Origin of the sequence: Streptosporangium sp. 'caverna' (assembly GCF_003203775.1) — a bacterium.
In the GTDB taxonomy this organism is placed as follows: domain Bacteria; phylum Actinomycetota; class Actinomycetes; order Streptosporangiales; family Streptosporangiaceae; genus Streptosporangium; species Streptosporangium subroseum.
This window is the reverse complement of record NZ_CP029711.1, coordinates 6,958,940-6,977,041: the sequence shown is the minus strand read 5'-3', so window position 1 is coordinate 6,977,041 and position 18,102 is coordinate 6,958,940. Positions and strand designations below refer to the sequence as shown.

General features: G+C 69.5%; 19 protein-coding genes. 15 read left to right on the top strand and 4 right to left on the bottom strand.

All coding sequences use genetic code 11. The features are described from left to right. Positions 1–271: 271 nt before the first annotated feature. Entirely contained in the window at positions 272–787 is a 516-nt protein-coding gene (locus tag DKM19_RS30460; RefSeq protein ID WP_110700326.1) for an isoprenylcysteine carboxylmethyltransferase family protein, read from the top strand. Between the two features lie 79 nt (positions 788–866). Here DKM19_RS30460 and DKM19_RS30455 read toward each other — a convergent pair whose 3' ends face one another. Then, positions 867–1,856, bottom strand: coding sequence for a helix-turn-helix transcriptional regulator (locus tag DKM19_RS30455; RefSeq protein ID WP_239514495.1), 990 nt, complete (start codon positions 1,854–1,856; stop codon positions 867–869). 262 nt (positions 1,857–2,118) lie between these two features. On the opposite strand from DKM19_RS30455, the gene DKM19_RS30450 reads away from it, so the two are divergent. From DKM19_RS30450 to DKM19_RS30390, 13 genes are all read left to right on the top strand, one after another. Next, a complete protein-coding gene (locus DKM19_RS30450; protein WP_110700321.1) occupies positions 2,119–2,487 on the top strand; it encodes a hypothetical protein in 369 nt (122 codons plus the stop codon). Positions 2,488–2,636: 149 nt separating this feature from the next. Next, entirely contained in the window at positions 2,637–2,816 is a 180-nt protein-coding gene (locus DKM19_RS30445) for a hypothetical protein (RefSeq protein WP_110700320.1), read from the top strand. 69 nt (positions 2,817–2,885) lie between these two features. Next, positions 2,886–4,181: a SidA/IucD/PvdA family monooxygenase gene (locus DKM19_RS30440; RefSeq protein WP_239514494.1), complete on the top strand. Its 1,296-nt coding sequence runs from the start codon at positions 2,886–2,888 to the stop codon at positions 4,179–4,181. A 33-nt stretch (positions 4,182–4,214) separates the two neighbouring features. Then, positions 4,215–4,580: a cupin domain-containing protein gene (locus DKM19_RS30435; protein WP_110700316.1), complete on the top strand. Its 366-nt coding sequence runs from the start codon at positions 4,215–4,217 to the stop codon at positions 4,578–4,580. Further along, positions 4,577–6,130 (top strand): class I tRNA ligase family protein, encoded by a 1,554-nt coding sequence (locus tag DKM19_RS30430; protein WP_110700314.1) that lies wholly within the window; start codon positions 4,577–4,579, stop codon positions 6,128–6,130. Before DKM19_RS30435 ends, DKM19_RS30430 begins: the two co-directional genes overlap by 4 nt. After that, on the top strand, positions 6,127–7,386 hold the full coding sequence (locus tag DKM19_RS30425; protein WP_110700312.1) for an ATP-grasp domain-containing protein: 1,260 nt from the start codon (positions 6,127–6,129) through the stop codon (positions 7,384–7,386). Before DKM19_RS30430 ends, DKM19_RS30425 begins: the two co-directional genes overlap by 4 nt. Continuing rightward, positions 7,383–8,231: a dimethylargininase gene (ddaH, locus tag DKM19_RS30420; RefSeq protein WP_110700310.1), complete on the top strand. Its 849-nt coding sequence runs from the start codon at positions 7,383–7,385 to the stop codon at positions 8,229–8,231. Before DKM19_RS30425 ends, ddaH begins: the two co-directional genes overlap by 4 nt. Beyond that, the gene (locus tag DKM19_RS30415) at positions 8,228–8,629 is read left to right on the top strand and encodes a hypothetical protein (RefSeq protein WP_204358314.1); all 402 of its coding nucleotides are present in this window, start codon (positions 8,228–8,230) and stop codon (positions 8,627–8,629) included. Before ddaH ends, DKM19_RS30415 begins: the two co-directional genes overlap by 4 nt. Next, on the top strand, positions 8,626–10,431 hold the full coding sequence (locus tag DKM19_RS30410) for an ABC transporter substrate-binding protein (protein WP_110700308.1): 1,806 nt from the start codon (positions 8,626–8,628) through the stop codon (positions 10,429–10,431). The genes DKM19_RS30415 and DKM19_RS30410 overlap by 4 nt, the downstream gene beginning before the upstream one ends. Positions 10,432–10,434: 3 nt before the next feature. After that, entirely contained in the window at positions 10,435–11,784 is a 1,350-nt protein-coding gene (locus tag DKM19_RS30405; RefSeq protein WP_110700306.1) for a cation:proton antiporter, read from the top strand. A gap of 1 nt (position 11,785) precedes the next feature. Next, positions 11,786–13,024 (top strand): acetyl-CoA carboxylase biotin carboxylase subunit family protein, encoded by a 1,239-nt coding sequence (locus tag DKM19_RS30400; RefSeq protein ID WP_110700305.1) that lies wholly within the window; start codon positions 11,786–11,788, stop codon positions 13,022–13,024. Then, the gene (locus DKM19_RS30395) at positions 13,021–14,304 is read left to right on the top strand and encodes an MFS transporter (protein WP_110700303.1); all 1,284 of its coding nucleotides are present in this window, start codon (positions 13,021–13,023) and stop codon (positions 14,302–14,304) included. Before DKM19_RS30400 ends, DKM19_RS30395 begins: the two co-directional genes overlap by 4 nt. A 13-nt stretch (positions 14,305–14,317) precedes the next feature. After that, entirely contained in the window at positions 14,318–15,364 is a 1,047-nt protein-coding gene (locus DKM19_RS30390) for an FAD-binding oxidoreductase (RefSeq protein ID WP_110700301.1), read from the top strand. Positions 15,365–15,461: 97 nt separating this feature from the next. Here the strand turns inward: DKM19_RS30390 and DKM19_RS30385 are convergent, their stop codons facing one another. The 3 genes from DKM19_RS30385 to DKM19_RS30375 form a co-directional block, all read right to left on the bottom strand. After that, entirely contained in the window at positions 15,462–16,160 is a 699-nt protein-coding gene (locus DKM19_RS30385) for a hypothetical protein (protein ID WP_204358313.1), read from the bottom strand. Positions 16,161–16,303: 143 nt separating this feature from the next. Continuing rightward, positions 16,304–17,146 carry a BTAD domain-containing putative transcriptional regulator gene (locus tag DKM19_RS30380; protein WP_110700299.1) on the bottom strand — a complete coding sequence of 281 codons (843 nt, stop codon included), beginning with the start codon at positions 17,144–17,146 and terminating at the stop codon, positions 16,304–16,306. 29 nt (positions 17,147–17,175) lie between these two features. After that, positions 17,176–17,514 (bottom strand): hydroxyisourate hydrolase, encoded by a 339-nt coding sequence (locus DKM19_RS30375; RefSeq protein ID WP_089206940.1) that lies wholly within the window; start codon positions 17,512–17,514, stop codon positions 17,176–17,178. 224 nt (positions 17,515–17,738) lie between these two features. Between DKM19_RS30375 and DKM19_RS49900 the strand changes: the two genes are divergently transcribed. After that, positions 17,739–17,930, top strand: coding sequence for a hypothetical protein (locus tag DKM19_RS49900; RefSeq protein WP_162641886.1), 192 nt, complete (start codon positions 17,739–17,741; stop codon positions 17,928–17,930). The last annotated feature ends 172 nt before the right edge of the window (positions 17,931–18,102 follow it).

Sequence of the window (18,102 nt, the reverse complement as noted above, 5' to 3'; positions counted from 1 at the left end):
GATTACGCGCGCGGCGCGCGACTCCATATGACGCCACTCATTGACTCCGTAATCCAACGATCGTGCGATCACTACTATTCCTGCCCACATGGGGTTTTCGTGTCATGGCTGGTCATAGGCGTACCCCGATTCAGGGGCTCGTGGTGAAGATGACCGGCCGTTGACGCTATGATGACCCCGGCTTAAACTCAACAAGCAGTGAATTTACTGGGTGGCGATGATTGTGAACGGCCGACGGCCGTCATCGCGGTCGGAAGAGGGGCGTGACGCGATGCGAAGGACACCTGCGGCCATCGGAACCACGATTTTCTTCGCGCTGGCACCGGGCGCCGTGGTCGGGCTGCTGCCCTGGTGGATCACTCGCTGGGAGGTGGGAGACCTGCCCGCGGCCGTGCCGTCCTGGGTCACGGTGTCGTCGCGCCTCATCGGGGTGGCCCTCATCGTCGGCGGCGTTGTGGTGCTGGTCCGGGCGTTCGTCCGATTCGTGATCGAAGGGCTGGGAACTCCCGCCCCGATCGCGCCGACGGAGCACCTGGTCGTCGGCGGAATCTATAAGTACGTCCGCAACCCGATGTACGTGGCGATCTTCGCGACCATCGTCGGACAGGCACTGCTTCTCGGCCGGCCGGTCCTGCTGCTGTACGGCGTCGTCACGGCGGTGCCGGTCGTCGCCTTCGTCCGCTGGTACGAGGAGCCGACCCTGCGCCGCAGGTTCGGTGCGGAGTACGAGAGGTACCGCGCGGCCGTACCGGGCTGGTGGCCCCGCCTGCGCGCCTACGAACCCTGATCCTCGGCGGGGGACCGGCTCGGCCGGGAGACGGCGGGAATCCGGCTCGGCCGGGGGATGGGGCGTCGTTCGGACGCTGTCACGGACAGGTCGGCAGCCATCCCCGGGCGGCCGCGAGATATCCGGCCTGGAACCGGCTCCGGGCGTCGAGCCGCTCCATCAGGGCGGCGGTGACGCGCCGCAGGGTGCGCACCGAGACGTCGAGCCTGCGGGCCACGGCGTCGTCGGTCAGCCCTATCGAGAGCAGGCGGAGGATCTCGCGCTCCTGGTTGCTGAGGCCCTTCTCGTCGCGCCGGTGTTCCTCACCGAGGGGATTGGCGGTCTCCCAGGTCTTCTCGAACAGGGCGACCAGGGCGGCGACGGTGCCCACGCCGCGCAGCAGGACGGCCCCGGCGCCGCTGTCCTCGGGGTCCATCGGCAGCAGGGCCGTCCTCCGGTCGAAGATGACCATTCGGAGCGGGAGGCTGGGAGCCGTGCGCACCTGGCCACCGTGCTCGGTGAGCCAGAGGGCGTACCCGGTGGTCGGCTGGTCGTTGCGGACGCTGTCGAGGTAGACGGTGCGGATCGCGGCGCCGCGCCGTAGCAGCGCCTCGTCCAGGGGACGGCTCGCCTCGATGTTGTCGGGGGTCTGGGCGCCCTGCGCCTCGAACCCGAGCAGCTCCTGCCGGCAGTCGGCCGTCAGTTCCTCGATCCTGCTACGGATCATGTCGATGCCGACGAGCGTCTCGGAGTCCTCGCTGGGCCGCGCCGGGTTCTGGTCCGCGTAGGTCGCGATCATCTGGGCGACGGTCGTCCGGCTGCGCTCGATCTCCTGCTGCCTGGCCAGCAGCGCGGCCTCCTCGCGGGCCAGCAGCGCGGCCAGCCCCACCTCGGGACGGACCAGGCGCAGCACGTCCGGCTCCTCCCAGGAGGGGCGCAGGAGCGACAGCCTGGCCAGCTCGTCCAGGGTGCTGCGAATCTGGTCGACCGGCCATCCCAATTCCAGGCTCAGCTCCGTCACCCCATAGGAGGGGTTCTCCAGGATGGTTCGGTAGACGGTTTCCTCGGTGGACCCGATGCCAAGCAGCATGAGCACGACCCCTCCACGGTACGAGCATGACCAACGCGACCGTGGGCCGGGCCCGCGATGGTCGCGGCCTGACGCTAACCCGGCGGAGTGATGACGGGGTTATGTGATCGCCCCGGGTGCCGAACCCGCTGGTGACAGCGTCGCTGGCAGGGTGCTGCCAGCTTGCGGGCCGGTCTCCGGCCCCCTGTCAGGATCCTGCCAGGCAGGGGCATGCCAGGGATGATCCCTGTTCTATCCGCCCTGCGCCGACCAGGGTCGATTTATGTACCTCATCAACGCGCGACTACGCGCCCCCGAGATCGACGGCCGCCCGGCTCCGCCCGAGGGGCGGATGCCCGCCCCCGAGCTCCGGCGCCTGCTCATGGCGCTGGCGAGGCCCCAGGACCACATCGAACACGTTTACAGCGAGGCGAGCCCCGTCGGCGTCGACTTCGGCCTCTTCCTCCGCCAGCCCACCCTCGACGCCGCCGAGGGCGTGGCGATCCGGTTGTTCCTGCGCCTTCTCGGCACGGCGCCCGAGCTCGACGGCTGGTCGCTGACGGACTGCGGCACCGATCTCACCCTTGCGCTCATCCGGCTTGAGGCGTCCGACGGGGAGGCCTGTCAGCGTCCTGCCATTGCAGCGCGCTGACAGCCCGGAGGTCTTCCGGACCCCGAGACGTTGACTAAGAATCGAAGTGGCAGAAGAAAACGGGAAATGTCCGGAAAAACTAAACGGACATATTGATCCCGCGAAAAGCGAAAAGGGTGCCGAAAAGCTCCGATCGAAAGGAAGAAACGATGAACACCATGATCCGCTCAGTCGCCACCGCACTCGGCGCCCTCTCGCTCGCCGTCATCGCCGGCATCACCGTCACCGCCACGGCGGCCACCGCCATGGCCGGCGCGATGACCGGCGGCACCCCCGCCCCGATGGCCATGCCGGCCTCCGCTCTGACCGCGGGAGCCGGCTGGCAGTGATCTGAGCAGGAGAGACCCATCCGCTACGGGCACAGCGCCCGAGAAGTCGTCCGGAAGGCGACCACTGTGATGCACCAAGAAGTCGAGTTGCTCGCACTCGGCGCAGGGCCGTCCAACCTCGCCCTCGCCGTCGCCCTCGAAGAGCTCTCCCCCGAACTGGCAACCAGAACGCTGATCATCGAACAGCACGAGGACGTGGTCTGGCAGCGCGGAATGCTGCTGCCCTGGACACAGAGCCAGGTCTCCTTTCTCAAGGACCTGGTCACCCTGAGAAACCCGCAGAGCAGGTTCTCCTTCGTGAACTACCTGCACTCCGTGGGAAGGCTCAACGAATTCGTCAACCTGGGCAGTTTCACCCCTTATCGAATGGAGATATCGGACTACCTGCTCTGGGTGGCGAACTCGCTGGCCCAGGTGCGCATCGAGTACGGCCGGCGCTGCGTGGCGATCGAGCCCGTCCTGTCCGACGGCGGCGAGGTCGAGCGGTGGGTCGTCCGGCTCGGCGACGGCTCGACCATCGCCTGCCGCACCCTGGTGGTCGGCGCGGGCCGTGACCCGCACATCCCCGAGGTGTTCGACACGCTCCCGAGGGAGCGGATCATCCACAGCACCGAGTACAGCCGGAAAATCGCGGGGCTCGACCACGACGCCCCCCACCGGGTCGCGGTGATCGGCGGCGCGCAGAGCGCGGCCGAGATGCTGTGGGCCACCCACCAGAACATGCCCAACGCCCAGTGCACGATGGTCATGCGCTCCATCGGCCTCAACGGCTACGAGAGCAGCAAGTTCACCAACGAGCTCTTCTACGCCTCCTTCATCGACGAGTTCTACGGATCGCGCCCCGAGGCACGCCGCCAGCTTCTCGGCGAGATGCACCGCACCAACTACGCCGGCCTGTCCCCGGGCCTGCTCGAGAACCTCTACCGGCAGATCTATCTCGAGCGTCTCACCGGGCAGGAAAGAATCCGGATGATCACGATGACCGAGGTCCCCGAGGCCAGGATCGAGAACGACGAGATCATCCTCACCCTCTCCGACAGGAAGAGCGGCCACCGCCGGGAACTGCCCTGCGACGTCCTGCTGCTCGGCACCGGCTTCGACCGCCGGATGCCCTCGCTGGTCCGGGACCTGGCCACCAAGGCCGGCATGGACGAGATCGCGGTCGACCGTTTCTACAAGCTGGCCCTCCCCGAGGGTTCGAGCGCCTCCTGCTATCTGCAGGGCGTCAACGAGGACACGCACGGCATCGCCGACTCCCTGCTCAGCGCCCTGGCCAACCGGGCGGAAGAGATCGTCGGCGACATCCAGGAGACCCGCGCCACCGCCGAACTGCTGCTGCCGTTCGCCCTGCCCATCGCCTCCTGATCCCCACACCAAAACCCTCTGAGGAGACTCCCCGTGGACCTCCGTTCCTATGACCCTGCCCAACTCCGCCCCGACAACGGCCTGCTCGCCAAGCGGCTGCTGCCCTGGGAGACGCTGAACGCCCCGTTCGAGGGGGCCTGGTGCGTCATCCGGCCCGGCACCGTCTCGACCCGGCACTCCCACCACGAGTACGAGATCTTCATCGCGGTCTCCGGTGAGGCGGCCCTGGAGAGCGAGGGCGAGCGCGCCCCCTTCGTCGCCGGGGACGTCGCCTACTTCCCGCCCGGCACCGACCACCAGGTCGTCAACGACGGCGCCGCCGACTTCGAGATGTACGGCATCTGGTGGGACCAGGACATGACCCGCACGTTCGAGGCCCGTCACCTGGAGGAGAAATGACGGGGACGATCGTCATCGCCGCGACCCCCACCCCCAACGGCGACCTGCACGTCGGCCACATGGCCGGCCCCTACCTGGCCGGTGACATCCACGCCCGCTACCTGCGGGCCGCCGGGCGCCCCGTGACGTACGCGACCTGCACCGACGACAGCCAGTCCTACATGATCTCGACCGCGGCCAAGCACGGTACGACGCCCGCCGAGCTGTGCGCGACGTCCACCGCCCGGATCCAGCGGTCGGTCGAGGCCATGGGCATCTCCCTGGCCCCCATGCCGCCCATCGACGACGCCTACCGGCAGGCCGTGCTCGACTTCGTCACCCCCCTCTACGAGGAGGGCCGCTTCGAGCTCCGCACGGTGCGCATGCCGTACGCCGCGAACGCCGGCACCTACCTGTTCGACGGCCTGGTCAAGGGCGAGTGCCCGGCCTGCCTGACCGAGAGCTGCGGCGGCTCCTGCGAGGGCTGCGGCCACCCCAACCACTTCGACGACCTCGGCGACCCGCGCTCGGTCCTCGACCCCGCCGACCCGGTGACCTCGCGTGAGGTCACCGTCCTGGTCCTGCCCATCGAGAACTACAGGCAGGAGCTCACCGCGTACTACGCCGCCCGCGAGAACACCTGGAGGCAGCACAGCAGGCAGCTCATCCGCGAGATCCTGGCCCGCCCGCTCCCCGAGATCCCGATCACGGTGCCGTCGCCCGGATGGGGTATCGACGCCCCGTTCGCCGAGACCCCCGGTCAGATCCTCTACCCCTGGATCGAGGCGATGCCCGCCTCGATCTACAGCACCTGGAAGGCCGACGGCGAGCCCGAGGGCCCCGTCGACCAGGCCTGGCGCGCCGAGAGCGGCAACAGCCTGGTCTACTTCCACGGATTCGACAACGTCTACTTCTGGGGCATGGTCGACCTGGTCATGCTGCTCGCCCACGGCGACCGCTACCTCACCCCCGACGCCAACGTCTGCAACGAGTTCTACGAGCTGGAGAACGAGAAGTTCTCCACCAGCCGCAACCACCTGATCCGCGGCGCCGACCTGGTCGCCGAGGTGCCGCGCGACCTCGTCCGGTTCTACCTCGCGCTCACCTGCCCGGAGGACCAGCGGGCCAACTTCACCAGGGAGGGGCTCGACAAGGTAACCGCCCAGCGGCTGCGCGACCCGTGGAACGCCCTCGCCGACCGCATCGAGGCCCTCGTCACCGACCCGGGGGAGGAGCTCAAGGTCACCGACGCCGGCCGTCGCCGGGCAGCGGTGATCGTCGAGAGGTTCCAGGCCTGCTACGACCTCACCTCGTTCAGTCTCACCAGGGCGGCGGACGGCATCATCACCCAGCTCGCCCGGCTGCTGACCACCGAGCGCGCGGAGCCCGGCGACCTCCTGATGGAGGTGCGCACCTTCCTGGCCTGCGCCGCGCCCATCCTGATCGACGTCACGGCCGAGGCCGAGGCGCGGGGCGTCGAGCTCACCCTCGACACCGGCGCCGAGACCATCGACGCCTTCCTCCTCCCGCGCCTGCCCGGGAGCGTCCGCTCAGACAGGAGCACCCGATGAAACTGCTCGCCCTGGAAGCCAGGCAGAACGCCACCTACTACCAGTCCCGCTACCAGCAGGTCCAGGACTTCGGCGCCGAGCTCTACGTGCTCAACGGGATCGGCACCCCCGACTTCTGGCCCGCCGACCGCTACCGCGTCGTGGGCTCCCAGCAGATCGACGACCTCATCACCGAGGCCAAGTCCTGGCACGAGGAGGAGCGCTTCGACGGGATCATCACCTTCTCCGAGTCGGCCGTGACCACGGTCGCGGCCGTCGCGGAGGCGCTCGGCCTGCCGGGTGTGGGCGCCGAGGCGGCCAGGACCAGCCGCAACAAGCTGCTGATGCGCGAGGCGCACCGCGCGCACAACGCGCCGCACCCGGACTTCCGCTTCGTCGCCGACCTGGAGGAGGCGCTCGGAGCGGCCGTGGACTTCGGCTACCCCGTCATTCTCAAGCCCACCCTGGGCGCCGCGAGCAACTTCGTCTTCAAGATCGACGACAGGGAGGAGATGGAGGAGCTGTTCCCGCAGGCACTCTCCGGCATCGAGGAGATGTCGTGGTTCGCGATGGAGGCTCACGGCCTCGACCTCGGCCCGCACGGTCTGCTGGTGGAGTCGTTTCTCGACGGTGAGGAGTTCCTCATCGAGGCCGTGGCCTGGGACGGCGAGGTCTACCTCGGTTCGATCGTGGACCGGATCACCGTCGAGGGCGGCACCTTCGACGACGACATGCACCACGCGCCTACCTCGCTCACCCCCGAGCAGGTGGCCGCGGTCCATCGTGTGGTCAGGGCCGGCGCGCACGCCCAGGGGCTGCGGCGCAGCGTGATGCACGCCGAGATCCGCTTCCACCGGGGCGAGCCGTACCTGCTGGAGATCGCGATCCGGCCCGGCGGCGGCGGCCTGGACCTCATCGCCCAGATCACCGCCTCCCACAACCCGATCCGCGCCGTCATGGACGTGGCGCGCGGCTCCACGCCGCGGGTGCGCCACTACCGGCCGACCGGCGTCCACGTCACCGCGATGTGCCTGATCAGCGACGCCGGCCGGATCGCCTCGGTCGACGTCCCGGTCGACGTCGCCGAGTCGGAGCGGGTCTTCTTCCTCAAGGTCACGGCCAAGCCCGGCGACGTCATCCGGCGCCCGCCGGAGGGCAACAGCATCCTCGGCTTCCTCGGCACCACCGGCACCTCGCTGGAGGACGCCAGGGAGACGATGCTCGACTACGCGTCCAAGATCAACGTCAGTTTCGTCCAGGACGGAGAGACGTCATGACCCAGCTGGCCGTCGAGGCGCCGAGGCGCCTCCAGCGTGTCGCCCGCACCCGCCGCTACCTGATGTGCCCGCCCACCCACTTCGACGTCGTCTACTCCATCAACCCGTGGATGGAACCGGACAAGCCGGTCGACGGGGCGCTGGCCCAGCTCCAGTGGGAGGGCCTGCTGCGCGCCTTCCACGGGCTGGGACACCAGGTGGAGTTCATCAAACCGCTGCCCGGCTACCCCGACATGGTGTTCGCCGCCAACGGGGCGACGGTCATCGAGGGCAAGGTGCTGTCGGCCAGGTTCCGGCACCCGGAACGGGCCGCCGAGGGCCCCGCCTACCTGGAGTGGTTCCGCTCCCGCGGTTACGAGACCCGCGACGCGGTGTTCGTCAACGAGGGCGAGGGCGACTACCTCCACGCCGGCAGATACCTGCTGGCCGGCACCGGATTCCGTACCGACATCCGCTCGCACCGCGAGGCCGAGAAATTCTTCGGCATGCCGGTGGCCGGGCTCCGGCTGGTGGACCCACGCTTCTACCACCTCGACACCGCGCTGGCCGTCCTCGACGACGACCAGATCATGTACTACCCCGGCGCCTTCGCCAAGGAGAGCCAGGGCGTCCTGCGCGTGCTGTACCCCGACGCGGTCATCGCCACCGAGGCCGACGCCGAGGTGTTCGGGCTGAACGCGGTCTCCGACGGCCGCCACGTCCTGATGCCGCCCGCGGCCACCCACCTGATGGACGAGCTGCGCGAACGCGGCTACGAGCCCATCGGCGTCGAACTCTCCGAACTGCTGAAGTCCGGTGGCAGCGCCAAGTGCTGCACCCTCGAACTGAGGGCGGCCCGCCGATGATCGACTACGACGGACGCCGCTTCACCACCGGCGGCGTTCCCGAGGGGGAGAAGCACCCGATCGCCCTGTACCGGCAGTCCGGTGACCTCCTGTGGGGCGAGTTCTCCGGCGGGCACGCCCGCCGGGGGACCCTCACCGGGGTCTGCGCCCCCGACGGGACCCTCGACTTCGCCTACTGCATGGTCCTCGACACCGGCGCCATCGTGTCGGGCCGCTGCCACAGCACCCCCGAGGTGCTCCACGACGGCCGGATCCTGCTCCACGAGACGTGGGAGCGGTACGGCGAGCACGCCGCCAGCGGCGTTTCCCTGCTCGAAGAGCTCACCCCGGCAGCTCTCGAAGCGTTCCACCAGGCAGCTCTCGCAGAGCTCCCCCAGACAGCTGAGGTCACGTCATGACTCTGAACACCATCGACCGTCCGACCACGGAGACGCCGGTCAAGGGCGGCACCGTGACCTGGGCCTGCGCGCCCGGATTCCCCCCGTCCATCATCTTCCCCTTCACCCCGCCGGAGCGCTTCGGCACCCGCAACCTGCTCGAGTTCCAGATCCTGATGTACCGGCCGCTCTTCTTCTTCGGCACGCACGGCAGGCCGGAGGTCGACTACGACCTCAGCATCGGCGAGCCGCCGGAGTGGAGCGAGGACGGCCTGACCGTCACCGTCACCGTCAAGCCCTGGAAGTGGTCCAACGGCGAGACGATCTGCGCGGACAACGTCCTGTTCTGGGTGAACATGATGGCGGTCAAGGGCGAGCGCTACGGCGAGTACGTCCCCGGCTGCTTCCCCGACAACCTGATCTCCTACGGCAAGCTCGCCGAGGACAAGGTCTACTTCACCTTCGACAAGGTCTACTCCAAGCGCTGGGTGCTGATGAACCAGCTCAGCACCATCACCCCGATGCCCAAGGCCTGGGACCGCACCGCCGACGGGCCCTCCGACGCCTCCTTCGGCCTGGAGAACGTGGCCGCCGTCTACGACTTCCTGATGGGCGAGAACGGCGGCGTCATCGAGGAGGACAACTCCGACCGCGTGCACTGGGCCGACAGCCCGGTGTGGAGCGTGGTCAGCGGCCCGTGGCGGCTGAAGAGCTACACCATGGAGGGCGTCGTCACCTTCGTCCCCAACGAGCACTACTCCGGGCCGAACAAGGCGCACCTGGACGAGTTCCGGCAGATCCCGTTCATGTCCGACGGCGAGGAGTACCAGAAGCTGCTGGAGGGGCCGGAGGGACCCGACAACATCCAGGTCGGCTACCTGCCGCTGAGCTTCAGCACCGAGCCGACCGACGACCCCACCAAGGGCGGGCCCAACCCGCTGGGCGAGAACTACACGCTGGTCCCGCAGGCCGCCTTCTGCATCCGCTACATCCCGCTCAACTACAACAACCCGACCGTCGCCGGCAAGATGCTCGCCCAGACCTACATCCGGCAGGCGATGCAGCACACGCTCGACCAGGACCGGGCGTCCCGCGACATCTACCACGGCTACGCCTACCGCCAGGACGGCCCGGTGCCCCGCTACCCGGTCAGCGACCTGGTCTCGCCGGCCTTGCAGTGCGGGCCGGTCCTGCCCTTCGACCCCGACCGCGCCCGCGAGCTGCTGGAGGCCAACGGCTGGGACACCAGCACGACGCCGGCGGTCTGCGTCAACCCCGGCGAGGGCCCCGGCCAGGCCGGAGCGGGCATCCCCGGGGGCACCAAGCTCAGCTTCTCCCTCAGGTACGCCGAGGGCCGTCCCGCGCTCACCCGGGTGATGGAGCAGTTCCGCGACGACGCGCTCAAGGCCGGCATCGAGCTGCGGCTCCAGGAGGTCTACGGCTCGATCCTGGTGGCCGAGGACGCCCCCTGCGTCGTGGGACCCGACAGCCCCTGCCTGTGGGAGCTGAGCACCTGGGGAGGCGGCTGGGTGTACCACTACCCGAGCGGCGAGATCCTCTTCAAGACCGACGCCGGCGGCAACTTCGGCCACTACACCGACCCGAAGGCCGACGAGCTCATCGCCCGCACGTTGACGAGTGACGACCTGGGCGCGCTCCATGAGTACCAGGACTACATCGCCGAGCAGGTCCCGGTCATCTTCATCCCCAACTTCTCCCTGCGGCTGTTCGAGGTGGCCAACAACCTCCGCGGCTTCGAGCCGATCAACCCCTTCGGGATGATCAGCCCTGAGAACTGGTACTACGTCGAGAAGGGCAACTGAACGATGGTTCTCGCCACGGCGCCCGTCGCCGTCATCCCCGCCCCCGACCTCATGGTCCTCCTCCTGCAACTCGGGCTGCTCCTCGGCCTGGCCACCGTCCTGGGCCGGATCTCCGTCCGGTTCGGGATGCCCGCCCTGCTCGGCGAGCTCTGCGCCGGCATCCTGATCGGGCCCTCGCTGCTCGCCAACGTCGCCCCCGAGTTCTCCGCCTGGCTGCTGCCCACCGACCCGGCTAGATTCCACATGATCGACGCCGTCGGCCAGCTCGGCGTCCTGCTGCTGGTGGGACTGACCGGCATGCACCTCGACCTCGGCTTCATCCGGCGCCAGGGCAAGGCCGCCGCCTGGATCAGCGGCACCGGGCTGGTCATCCCGCTGGCCCTCGGCGTCGGGATCGGGTTCCTGGCCCCTCCCGAGATGATCGCCGAAGGCGTCGACCACATGGTCTTCGCGCTCTTCCTCGGCGTCGCGCTCTGCGTCAGCGCCATCCCCGTCATCGCCAAGATCCTGATGGAGATGCGCCTGCTCCACCGCGACATCGGCCAGCTCATCCTGAGCAGCGCCGTCATCGACGACGTGGTCGGCTGGTTCCTCCTGTCGGTGGTCTCCGCGCTCGCCACCGCGGGGGCACGCACCGGGCAGGCCGCGCTGACCGCGGTCGCCATGCTCGCCGGGCTCGTGCTGGTGGCACTCCTGTTCGGCCGCAGGCTGGTCGCCAAGGTGCTGCGCGCCGCCGACCGCGGCGGGAGCGCCACCACGATCGCCGCGGTGGTGGTCATGATCCTGCTCTCGGCCTCGGCCACGCAGGCGATGGGATTCGAGGCCATCCTCGGAGCCTTCATCTGCGGCGCGCTCGTCGGCTCCTCGCCGGATCTGAGGGTCGCCAGGCTGGCGCCCCTGCAGACGCTCGTCGCCGCGGTGCTCGCACCGATCTTCTTCGCCACGGCGGGCCTGCGCATGGACCTGACCGAGCTGGCCAATCCACCCGTGCTCGTGGCGGGGATCGTGGTGCTGGCCGTCGCCATCGCCGCCAAGTTCGCCGGCGCCTACCTCGGGGCGCGCATCGCCAAACGGAGCCGGTGGGAGGCCCTCGCGCTGGGAGCCGGCCTCAACTCCCGGGGCGTGATCGAAGTGATCATCGCGATGGTGGGACTCCGCCTGGGCGTGCTCACCACGGCGTCCTACACGGTCATCGTCCTGGTCGCGGTCGTGACCTCGATGATGGCGCCGCCCCTGCTCCGCTTCGCGGCCTCCCGGATCGCCACCACCGAGGAGGAGTCCGTCCGCGAGGAGTTCTTCGACGCCCTGCAGGCCCCCGCCGGGGAATTCGTGACCACCGCCAAGGAGACGTGAGATGACCACAGACACCAGGCCGTTGATTCTGGTGGTCGCCACCGGAATGCGGCACTACCGCGAATACCTGCTGCGCTCGATCGGCACCGAATACCGCGTCCACCTCTTCGTGACCGCCGAGCCCGGCTGGGAGCGCGAGCACGTCACCGGCTGGACCGTGGTGGCCGACCTGGACGACGGCCCCGCGATGGCCGCCGTCGCGCTGGAGCTGGACGCCCGCGAACCGGTGCGGGGGGTGCTGTGCTGGGACGAGGCCAGGATCCTGGCCGCCTCGTACATCTCCGAGGCCCTCGGCCTGCCCGGCGGCGACCCCGAGATGGTACGGCGGTGCCGCGACAAGCACCTCACCCGCGTCGCCCTCGACGCGCTCGGCGTGCCGCAGCCCCGGTCGCTGGCGGTCTCCACGGTCGACGAGGCCCTGGAAGCCGCCGCCGAGTTCGGCTACCCCGCCATCCTCAAGCCGCGCGGCCTCGGCGGCAGCCTGGGCGTCATCAAGGTCGAGGACCCGCTGGACCTGGCGGAGAGGTTCGCCTTCGTCCGCGACCTGACCGTCCCCGGCGGGGCGACGTTCGAGGTCCCCGTCCTGGTCGAGGAGTTCGCGGACGGGCCCGAGGTGAGCGTCGACGCCGTCGTCCAGGGAGGGGTGGTGACCCCGCTCTTCGTCGGCAGGAAGGTCCTCGGCTACGAGCCGTACTGCGAGGAGGTGGGTCACTTCGTCGACGCCCAGGACGCGCTCCTGGACGACCCGGAGTTCTGCCGGGTCCTGCAGGACACGCACACCGCGCTCGGATTCACCGACGGGTTCACCCACACCGAGATCAAGCTCTCCTCCAGGGGACTGCGCGTCATCGAGGTGAACGGCCGCCTGGGCGGGGACATGATCCCCTACCTGGGACTGCTCACCACCGGGATCGACCCCGGCCTTGCCGCCGCCGCCGCGGCCTGCGGGCTCCCGCCCGCGCTCGTCCCCGAGCGCAAGCTCGTGGGCGGGGTGCGCTTCTTCTACGTCGCCGAGGACGACACCACGATCGAGTCGATCGCGTTCGACGAGACCGCCCTGCCCCCGGAGATCGACCGGGCGATCGCGGTGGTGGCTCCGGGATCGATCGTCTCGCCGCCGCCCAAGGGCACCCTGTGGGGGCGTATCGCCTACGCCACCGCGCTTGCCTCGACCGTTGACGAATGCCGGGCCGCGCTGGACGCCGCCGAGGCCAACCTGAAGGTGAAGGCAGCAGCATGACCGCCGTACTCGAGACCGAGGAAACCCCCCGCGTGGACAAGCCGGACGACGGCGTGTTCGTCACGCTGAGAGAGACCCCGCGCGCCGTCAAGGCGCTGCTCCTCGGCGGTTTCATCAGCAGGCTCGCCGCGTTCATCCAGATCTACCTGGTGCTGTTCCTGACCGACCGGGGCTTCTCCGCCACGCAGGCCGGGCTCGCGCTGGGCGTGTACGGCGGCGGCGCGGTGGTGGGCTCGCTGGCCGGCGGATCGCTCTCCGACCGCCTCGGCGCCCGGGCGGTCACGCTGATCAGCATGGGCGGATCGGCCGTGCTGATCGTGTCGATCCTCTACGCCCCGACCTACGCGATGCTGCTCGCCGCCGTCTTCATGGTCAGCACGATCGGCCAGTTCTACCGGCCGGCGGCCCAGACGCTGCTCACCGAGCTGACGCCGAGGCACCGGGTGGTGATGATCACGGCGATGTACCGGCTGGGGCTGAACCTGGGGATGACCGCCGCCCCGCTGATCGGCGCCGCGCTGCTCTCCTTCTCCTACAACGCGCTCTTCTGGGGCGAGGCCGCCGCGGCGCTGGCCTTCGGCGCCATCGCGATGTTCGCGCTGCCCGGCCGGACCGTACGGGTCAAGAAGGAGCAGGAGGCGACGGAGCAGCCGGAGCCGCAGGGCCGCTCCGGGTATCTCGCGGTGCTCGCCGACTGGCGCTACAGCGTCTACCTGGTCGCGATGCTGCTCACCTCCATCGTCTACTGCCAGTACACGGCCACCCTCCCGCTGGACATCGCCGCCGCCGGGATCAGCCTGTGGTGGTACGGCGCGGCCGTCTCGCTGAACGGCTTCATCGTCATCACCTGCGAGCTGGCGATGACGAAGGTCGTGCAGAAATGGCCGATCCGGCTGACCGCCCTGCTCGGCCTCGGCCTCGTCTCGGTCGGCTACGCCATCTACGCGATCTCCCCGCTGCCGATCTGGTTCATGGTCGGCACCCTGGTCTGGACGCTCTCGGAGATCATCGGCGGGCCGACCACGTTCGCCTACCCGGCCCTGGCCGGCCCCGAGCGGCTGCGCGGACGCTACATCGGCGCCATGCAGAGCGTCTTCGGCCTCGGCACCGCGATCGGACCGGTGATCGGAACCCTGGTGTGGTTCCAGGTCGGACGCTCGGTGTGGCTGTGGGCGGCCCTGGTCTCCGCGGTGGCGACCGTGGCGGGACTGATCGGCATGCAGAACCAGAACCCCGACCGGTCCGAGGAGCCGCAGACCGCGGCGGCCTCGGCGACATGAACGGAGGTGTGCGATGCCCAGAATCGCCGTTGTGGGTGGCGGAATCGCGGGGGCCATGCTCGCCTGGCGCCTGTGCGAGGTCATCAGAGGGACCGCCGTTCACCTGTTCACGGGAGAGCCGTACCGCAGGGCCGACGCCAGCGCCGCCTCCGGGGGGCTGACCAGGGCCTTCGAGCCGGACGCCGCCCTCTGCCTGGAGGCCGCCGACAGCCTGGCCGAGCTCCAGTCGAGTCCTGAGCTGCGGAAGTGGGCGTCCTACCGGGAGACCGGCTCGGTATACCTGCTCCCCGGCATGGAGCCGGGGACCGCCGGCCTGGTGGACCTGGTGCGCAGCCGCATCCCCGGCTCGATCTCCATCCTCACCGCCGGGGAGCTCGGCTCCCGGGGAACGTTCCGCGGGATGCCGAAGGGAAGCGTGGCCGTCGTCGAGAAGCGCGCCGGCTACGTCTCGCCGAACGCGCTGCGCGACCGGCTCCTGGTCGAACTCGCCCGGGCGGGCGCGTTCGTCACCGACGGGCAGGTCGACGCGATCACCCGCGAGGCCGAGGTCCGGCCGACCGACGGCAGCCCGATGAGGTTCGACGCCGTCGTCGTGGCGGCCGGAGCCTGGACCCAGGACCTCCTCGCCCGCACGGACCTGGCGGACGCGGGGCTGCGCACCAAGGTGATCCAGTACGTGCTGGGCCCGTTCGCCGGGACGGGCCCGGGCGCGTTCGTCGACGAGACGTCAGGCCTGTACGGCAGGGTGTACGCCGAAGGGCGGCTCCTGCTCGGACTTCCTACCGACAGATGGGACATCACCCCTGGAGACGCACCGCCCGACCCCGTCCTCACCACCAGGATCCTGGACGTCGCCGAGACGCGGATCGGATACCGGCCGCCCGGAAGAAAGGTCAAGGCCGTCACGGCGGTCGAGTGTTACCACCCCACGGGCGGGCTCTCGCTGCGCCCCCTGGCGAAGGGCGTCTACACCTTCACCGGGGGGAGCGGCGGCGCGGGGAAGACCGTGCTCGCCGCGAGCCGTACGGCCGCGCGAAGCCTGGTCAGATCCCTGCGGTGAACACCGGGGAACGGGAGCCCGGCCGGGTCCCCGCGGCGAACGTCGGGGAGCAGGGGTCCGGTCGGGTTCCCGTGAGCATCGGGGAGCGGGAGCCCGGTCAGGTCCCCGCGGTGAACTCCAGGTAGCAGTAGTCGTCCAGCATCTTCGCCAGGGGCCGGCCCGGCCGGCCCAGTTCAACCGCCAGCGCCTCCTCGCCGAGATCGGACTCCGCGAGGAGGCGCCGCGCCCACCGGCGGCCCAGCCGCAGGTGCGCGCGGTAGGCGTCGGCCGTACGGGCTCCGTGCAGGGCGTCGGCGATGGCCGCGTCCCAGGGCATCAGCGCCCGGGGCCGGAGCGCGTGCAGCATCTTGGTCGCCGCGGTCGATCCCAGCGAGCGGGGTCTGGCGCCGGGGGCCGCAGGCATCGCCGAGAGGTCCGCGTAACAGTCGCCCAGCAGGTCGATCTCGGTGTCGGTCAGGCCCGCGAGCACGGCGTCCCGGCCGGGAAGGCGCTCACCCCAGCGGGCCCACCACGCGTCGGCCTCCGCACAGAAGACGTCGTGCTCGCCGTCGCGCGGGTAGCGGATCCGGCAGCCCCAGGCGTTCAGCCAGGCCAGCAGTGCGCGGCGATGGGCCGGGAGGGCCGGATCGATCCGCGGCCCGGTCGCCAGCAGCAGCCGTTCCCAGGACCTGTCGGCCGCGGTGTAGCCGGCGAACTCACCGACCGCCGCGCGCAGGCGCTCCAGGTCGGGGCCCCGGCCGGAGAGGGAGCGCGTGTGCTCGTCTCGCCGGCCGGAGGTGACGGTATGGATCTCCACGTGTCGGTTCACACCTTCCGGGCGGGGGTCGTCGTGGTCGCGAGCCTGCCACAGGGAGCGGGACCGTCGTGGCCGCTTGTCACCTTGTCACCGGACCGTCGTGGTCGCCTGTCCCCGGGCCGTCGTGGTCGCTCGTCATGAGGTCATCGGCGTCGGGAGCTGGTCAGGGGCATCCGGCTCCGGCCCTGCATGAGCGCGGCGAGCAGCCGCTCGGTGCGCTCGCTCGGCTCGATGCCGAGGTCGGTGCGGAGCCGGTGACGGCAGACCTCGTACCAGCTCAGGACGCGGCCCAGCTCGCCGAGCTCGCCGTGCATCATCATCAGGGTCTGGTAGGTGGCCTCGTGACAGGGGTCGAGGTCGAGGGTCCGTCGGCACCAGTGCATCGCGGCCGGCCAGTCCTCGCTCTCCAGCGTCTCGGTGCGCAGCGCCGACAGGGCGCGCAGGGCGGTGCCCCGCATCCACTGCCGCTGCTCGGTGATCCAGTCGCCGGTCTCGCCGGCCAGGAAGTCCCCGGTGTACAGGTCGGCGGTGCGCTGGAACCACATGATGGCCCGGTCGTGGTCCTTGGCGACCCACGCCGCCCGGCCCTGCTCGAAGGCGCGCTCGAACTCCTCGATGTCCACCCACGCGCCGTCGGTCCGCAGCAGGTATCCCCGATCCTGATGGAGCAGGGTGAACCCGTCTCCGTCCTGGACCTCGGTGAGCACCCGCCGTACGGCGTGCACGGCCACCTTGAGCGAGCTGGAGCCGTGGTCGTCCCTTTCCGGCCACAGCACCTCGTGGAGCCGGTCCTTGGGGACGAGCCGCCCGCGGTTGACCAGGAGGTACTGGAACAGGGCCCTGGCCTTGCCGGCGCGCCAGTGCGACACGGGCTGCCCGTCGACCTCCAGGCGAAACTGGCTCAGGCAGCGGGCGACAACCGGGAAAGCGCTCTCGCCCTGCCCCAGGGAATCGGGGTCGAGCGTCACTGATTCTTGAACAGACATGATTTTTTCCCTCGGGAGAACGGACTCGGTCAACCGCAGATGCCGAAATACGTCGAATACGAGTAAGGCGTCAGCACTACCTGAATGTGATACGGCGTGCGCTCGTCGTGCATCCGGAACATGACCATGATCTCTGGATAGGAGGCGGTCATGCCGAGCCCGGCGAAATAGTGGTCGGTGGCGAACACGAGGCGGTAGAGCCCGCGCTCGATGTACTCGTCCGTCCATTCCTTCACATTTCCGTTGGTGTCGGTCTCCCCTTCGAAGACCCACTGCCAGTCGGTGCCCACGGCTCGCTCCAGGCGAGCTGGGACACCGGCTGCGGATCGGCCGTAGACGCCGTCCAGTGCCTGCGTGGCGATGCTCATGGTGAGTGACCCATCTGTCTGATCGAGGCCGGGCGACCTGTATCGACCGGCCTCGTTCCATCAGGTTTCACCAGGGCGCTATCGGTCCGCCTTCGGTCGGCTATTCGCCGGCCACCGCGGTCGATATTGCCGCCGCCGGCCGGTCGGATACCGGATCAGAAGAGATTCGATAATGGGTGGATGGGCCGAGTCAATACGTTGGTGGAGCAAGCAGGGGAACGGTAATGAACAGCCGGGAAAGAAACAGCAAAGAGGTGCAGAAAATGCGGAACTTCACCAGCTTCGAAGCCCTTCGTCTCATCGCCGCCGCCGCCATTCTCGGATGCCTCGGGATCGCCGCCGGCCTCGCCCCCTCAGTCGTCACCGCGGAAGGCGCGGGGGTCACCGTGGTCGCCGGCAACACTCCCTGGGGATGACCCGCGCTTCTCCCTCCGATGCTGGTCGGGGGGATGTCCCGCCGAAGCGGCCGAAACCGTCCACGGTTTCCGGCCGCTTCTTTCTATCTAAAACCCCCCTGTTGGGTGTAAATTGGGCCAGACCATTACAAACACCCCTGGTTCTCCACCCAGTGGCGTTGTATGCTCGCCG

Coding starts and splice junctions, on each gene's coding strand:
- DKM19_RS30425 (WP_110700312.1), top strand. CDS start 6,127: ATGAAACTGCTCGCCCTGGAAGCCAGGCAGAACGCCACCTACTACCAG.
- ddaH (WP_110700310.1), top strand. CDS start 7,383: ATGACCCAGCTGGCCGTCGAGGCGCCGAGGCGCCTCCAGCGTGTCGCC.
- DKM19_RS30460 (WP_110700326.1), top strand. CDS start 272: ATGCGAAGGACACCTGCGGCCATCGGAACCACGATTTTCTTCGCGCTG.
- DKM19_RS30400 (WP_110700305.1), top strand. CDS start 11,786: ATGACCACAGACACCAGGCCGTTGATTCTGGTGGTCGCCACCGGAATG.
- DKM19_RS30395 (WP_110700303.1), top strand. CDS start 13,021: ATGACCGCCGTACTCGAGACCGAGGAAACCCCCCGCGTGGACAAGCCG.
- DKM19_RS30375 (WP_089206940.1), bottom strand. CDS start 17,514: ATGAGCATCGCCACGCAGGCACTGGACGGCGTCTACGGCCGATCCGCA.
- DKM19_RS30440 (WP_239514494.1), top strand. CDS start 2,886: ATGCACCAAGAAGTCGAGTTGCTCGCACTCGGCGCAGGGCCGTCCAAC.
- DKM19_RS30405 (WP_110700306.1), top strand. CDS start 10,435: ATGGTTCTCGCCACGGCGCCCGTCGCCGTCATCCCCGCCCCCGACCTC.
- DKM19_RS30445 (WP_110700320.1), top strand. CDS start 2,637: ATGAACACCATGATCCGCTCAGTCGCCACCGCACTCGGCGCCCTCTCG.
- DKM19_RS49900 (WP_162641886.1), top strand. CDS start 17,739: ATGAACAGCCGGGAAAGAAACAGCAAAGAGGTGCAGAAAATGCGGAAC.
- DKM19_RS30380 (WP_110700299.1), bottom strand. CDS start 17,146: ATGTCTGTTCAAGAATCAGTGACGCTCGACCCCGATTCCCTGGGGCAG.
- DKM19_RS30450 (WP_110700321.1), top strand. CDS start 2,119: ATGTACCTCATCAACGCGCGACTACGCGCCCCCGAGATCGACGGCCGC.
- DKM19_RS30430 (WP_110700314.1), top strand. CDS start 4,577: ATGACGGGGACGATCGTCATCGCCGCGACCCCCACCCCCAACGGCGAC.
- DKM19_RS30415 (WP_204358314.1), top strand. CDS start 8,228: ATGATCGACTACGACGGACGCCGCTTCACCACCGGCGGCGTTCCCGAG.
- DKM19_RS30410 (WP_110700308.1), top strand. CDS start 8,626: ATGACTCTGAACACCATCGACCGTCCGACCACGGAGACGCCGGTCAAG.
- DKM19_RS30455 (WP_239514495.1), bottom strand. CDS start 1,856: ATGCTGCTTGGCATCGGGTCCACCGAGGAAACCGTCTACCGAACCATC.
- DKM19_RS30390 (WP_110700301.1), top strand. CDS start 14,318: ATGCCCAGAATCGCCGTTGTGGGTGGCGGAATCGCGGGGGCCATGCTC.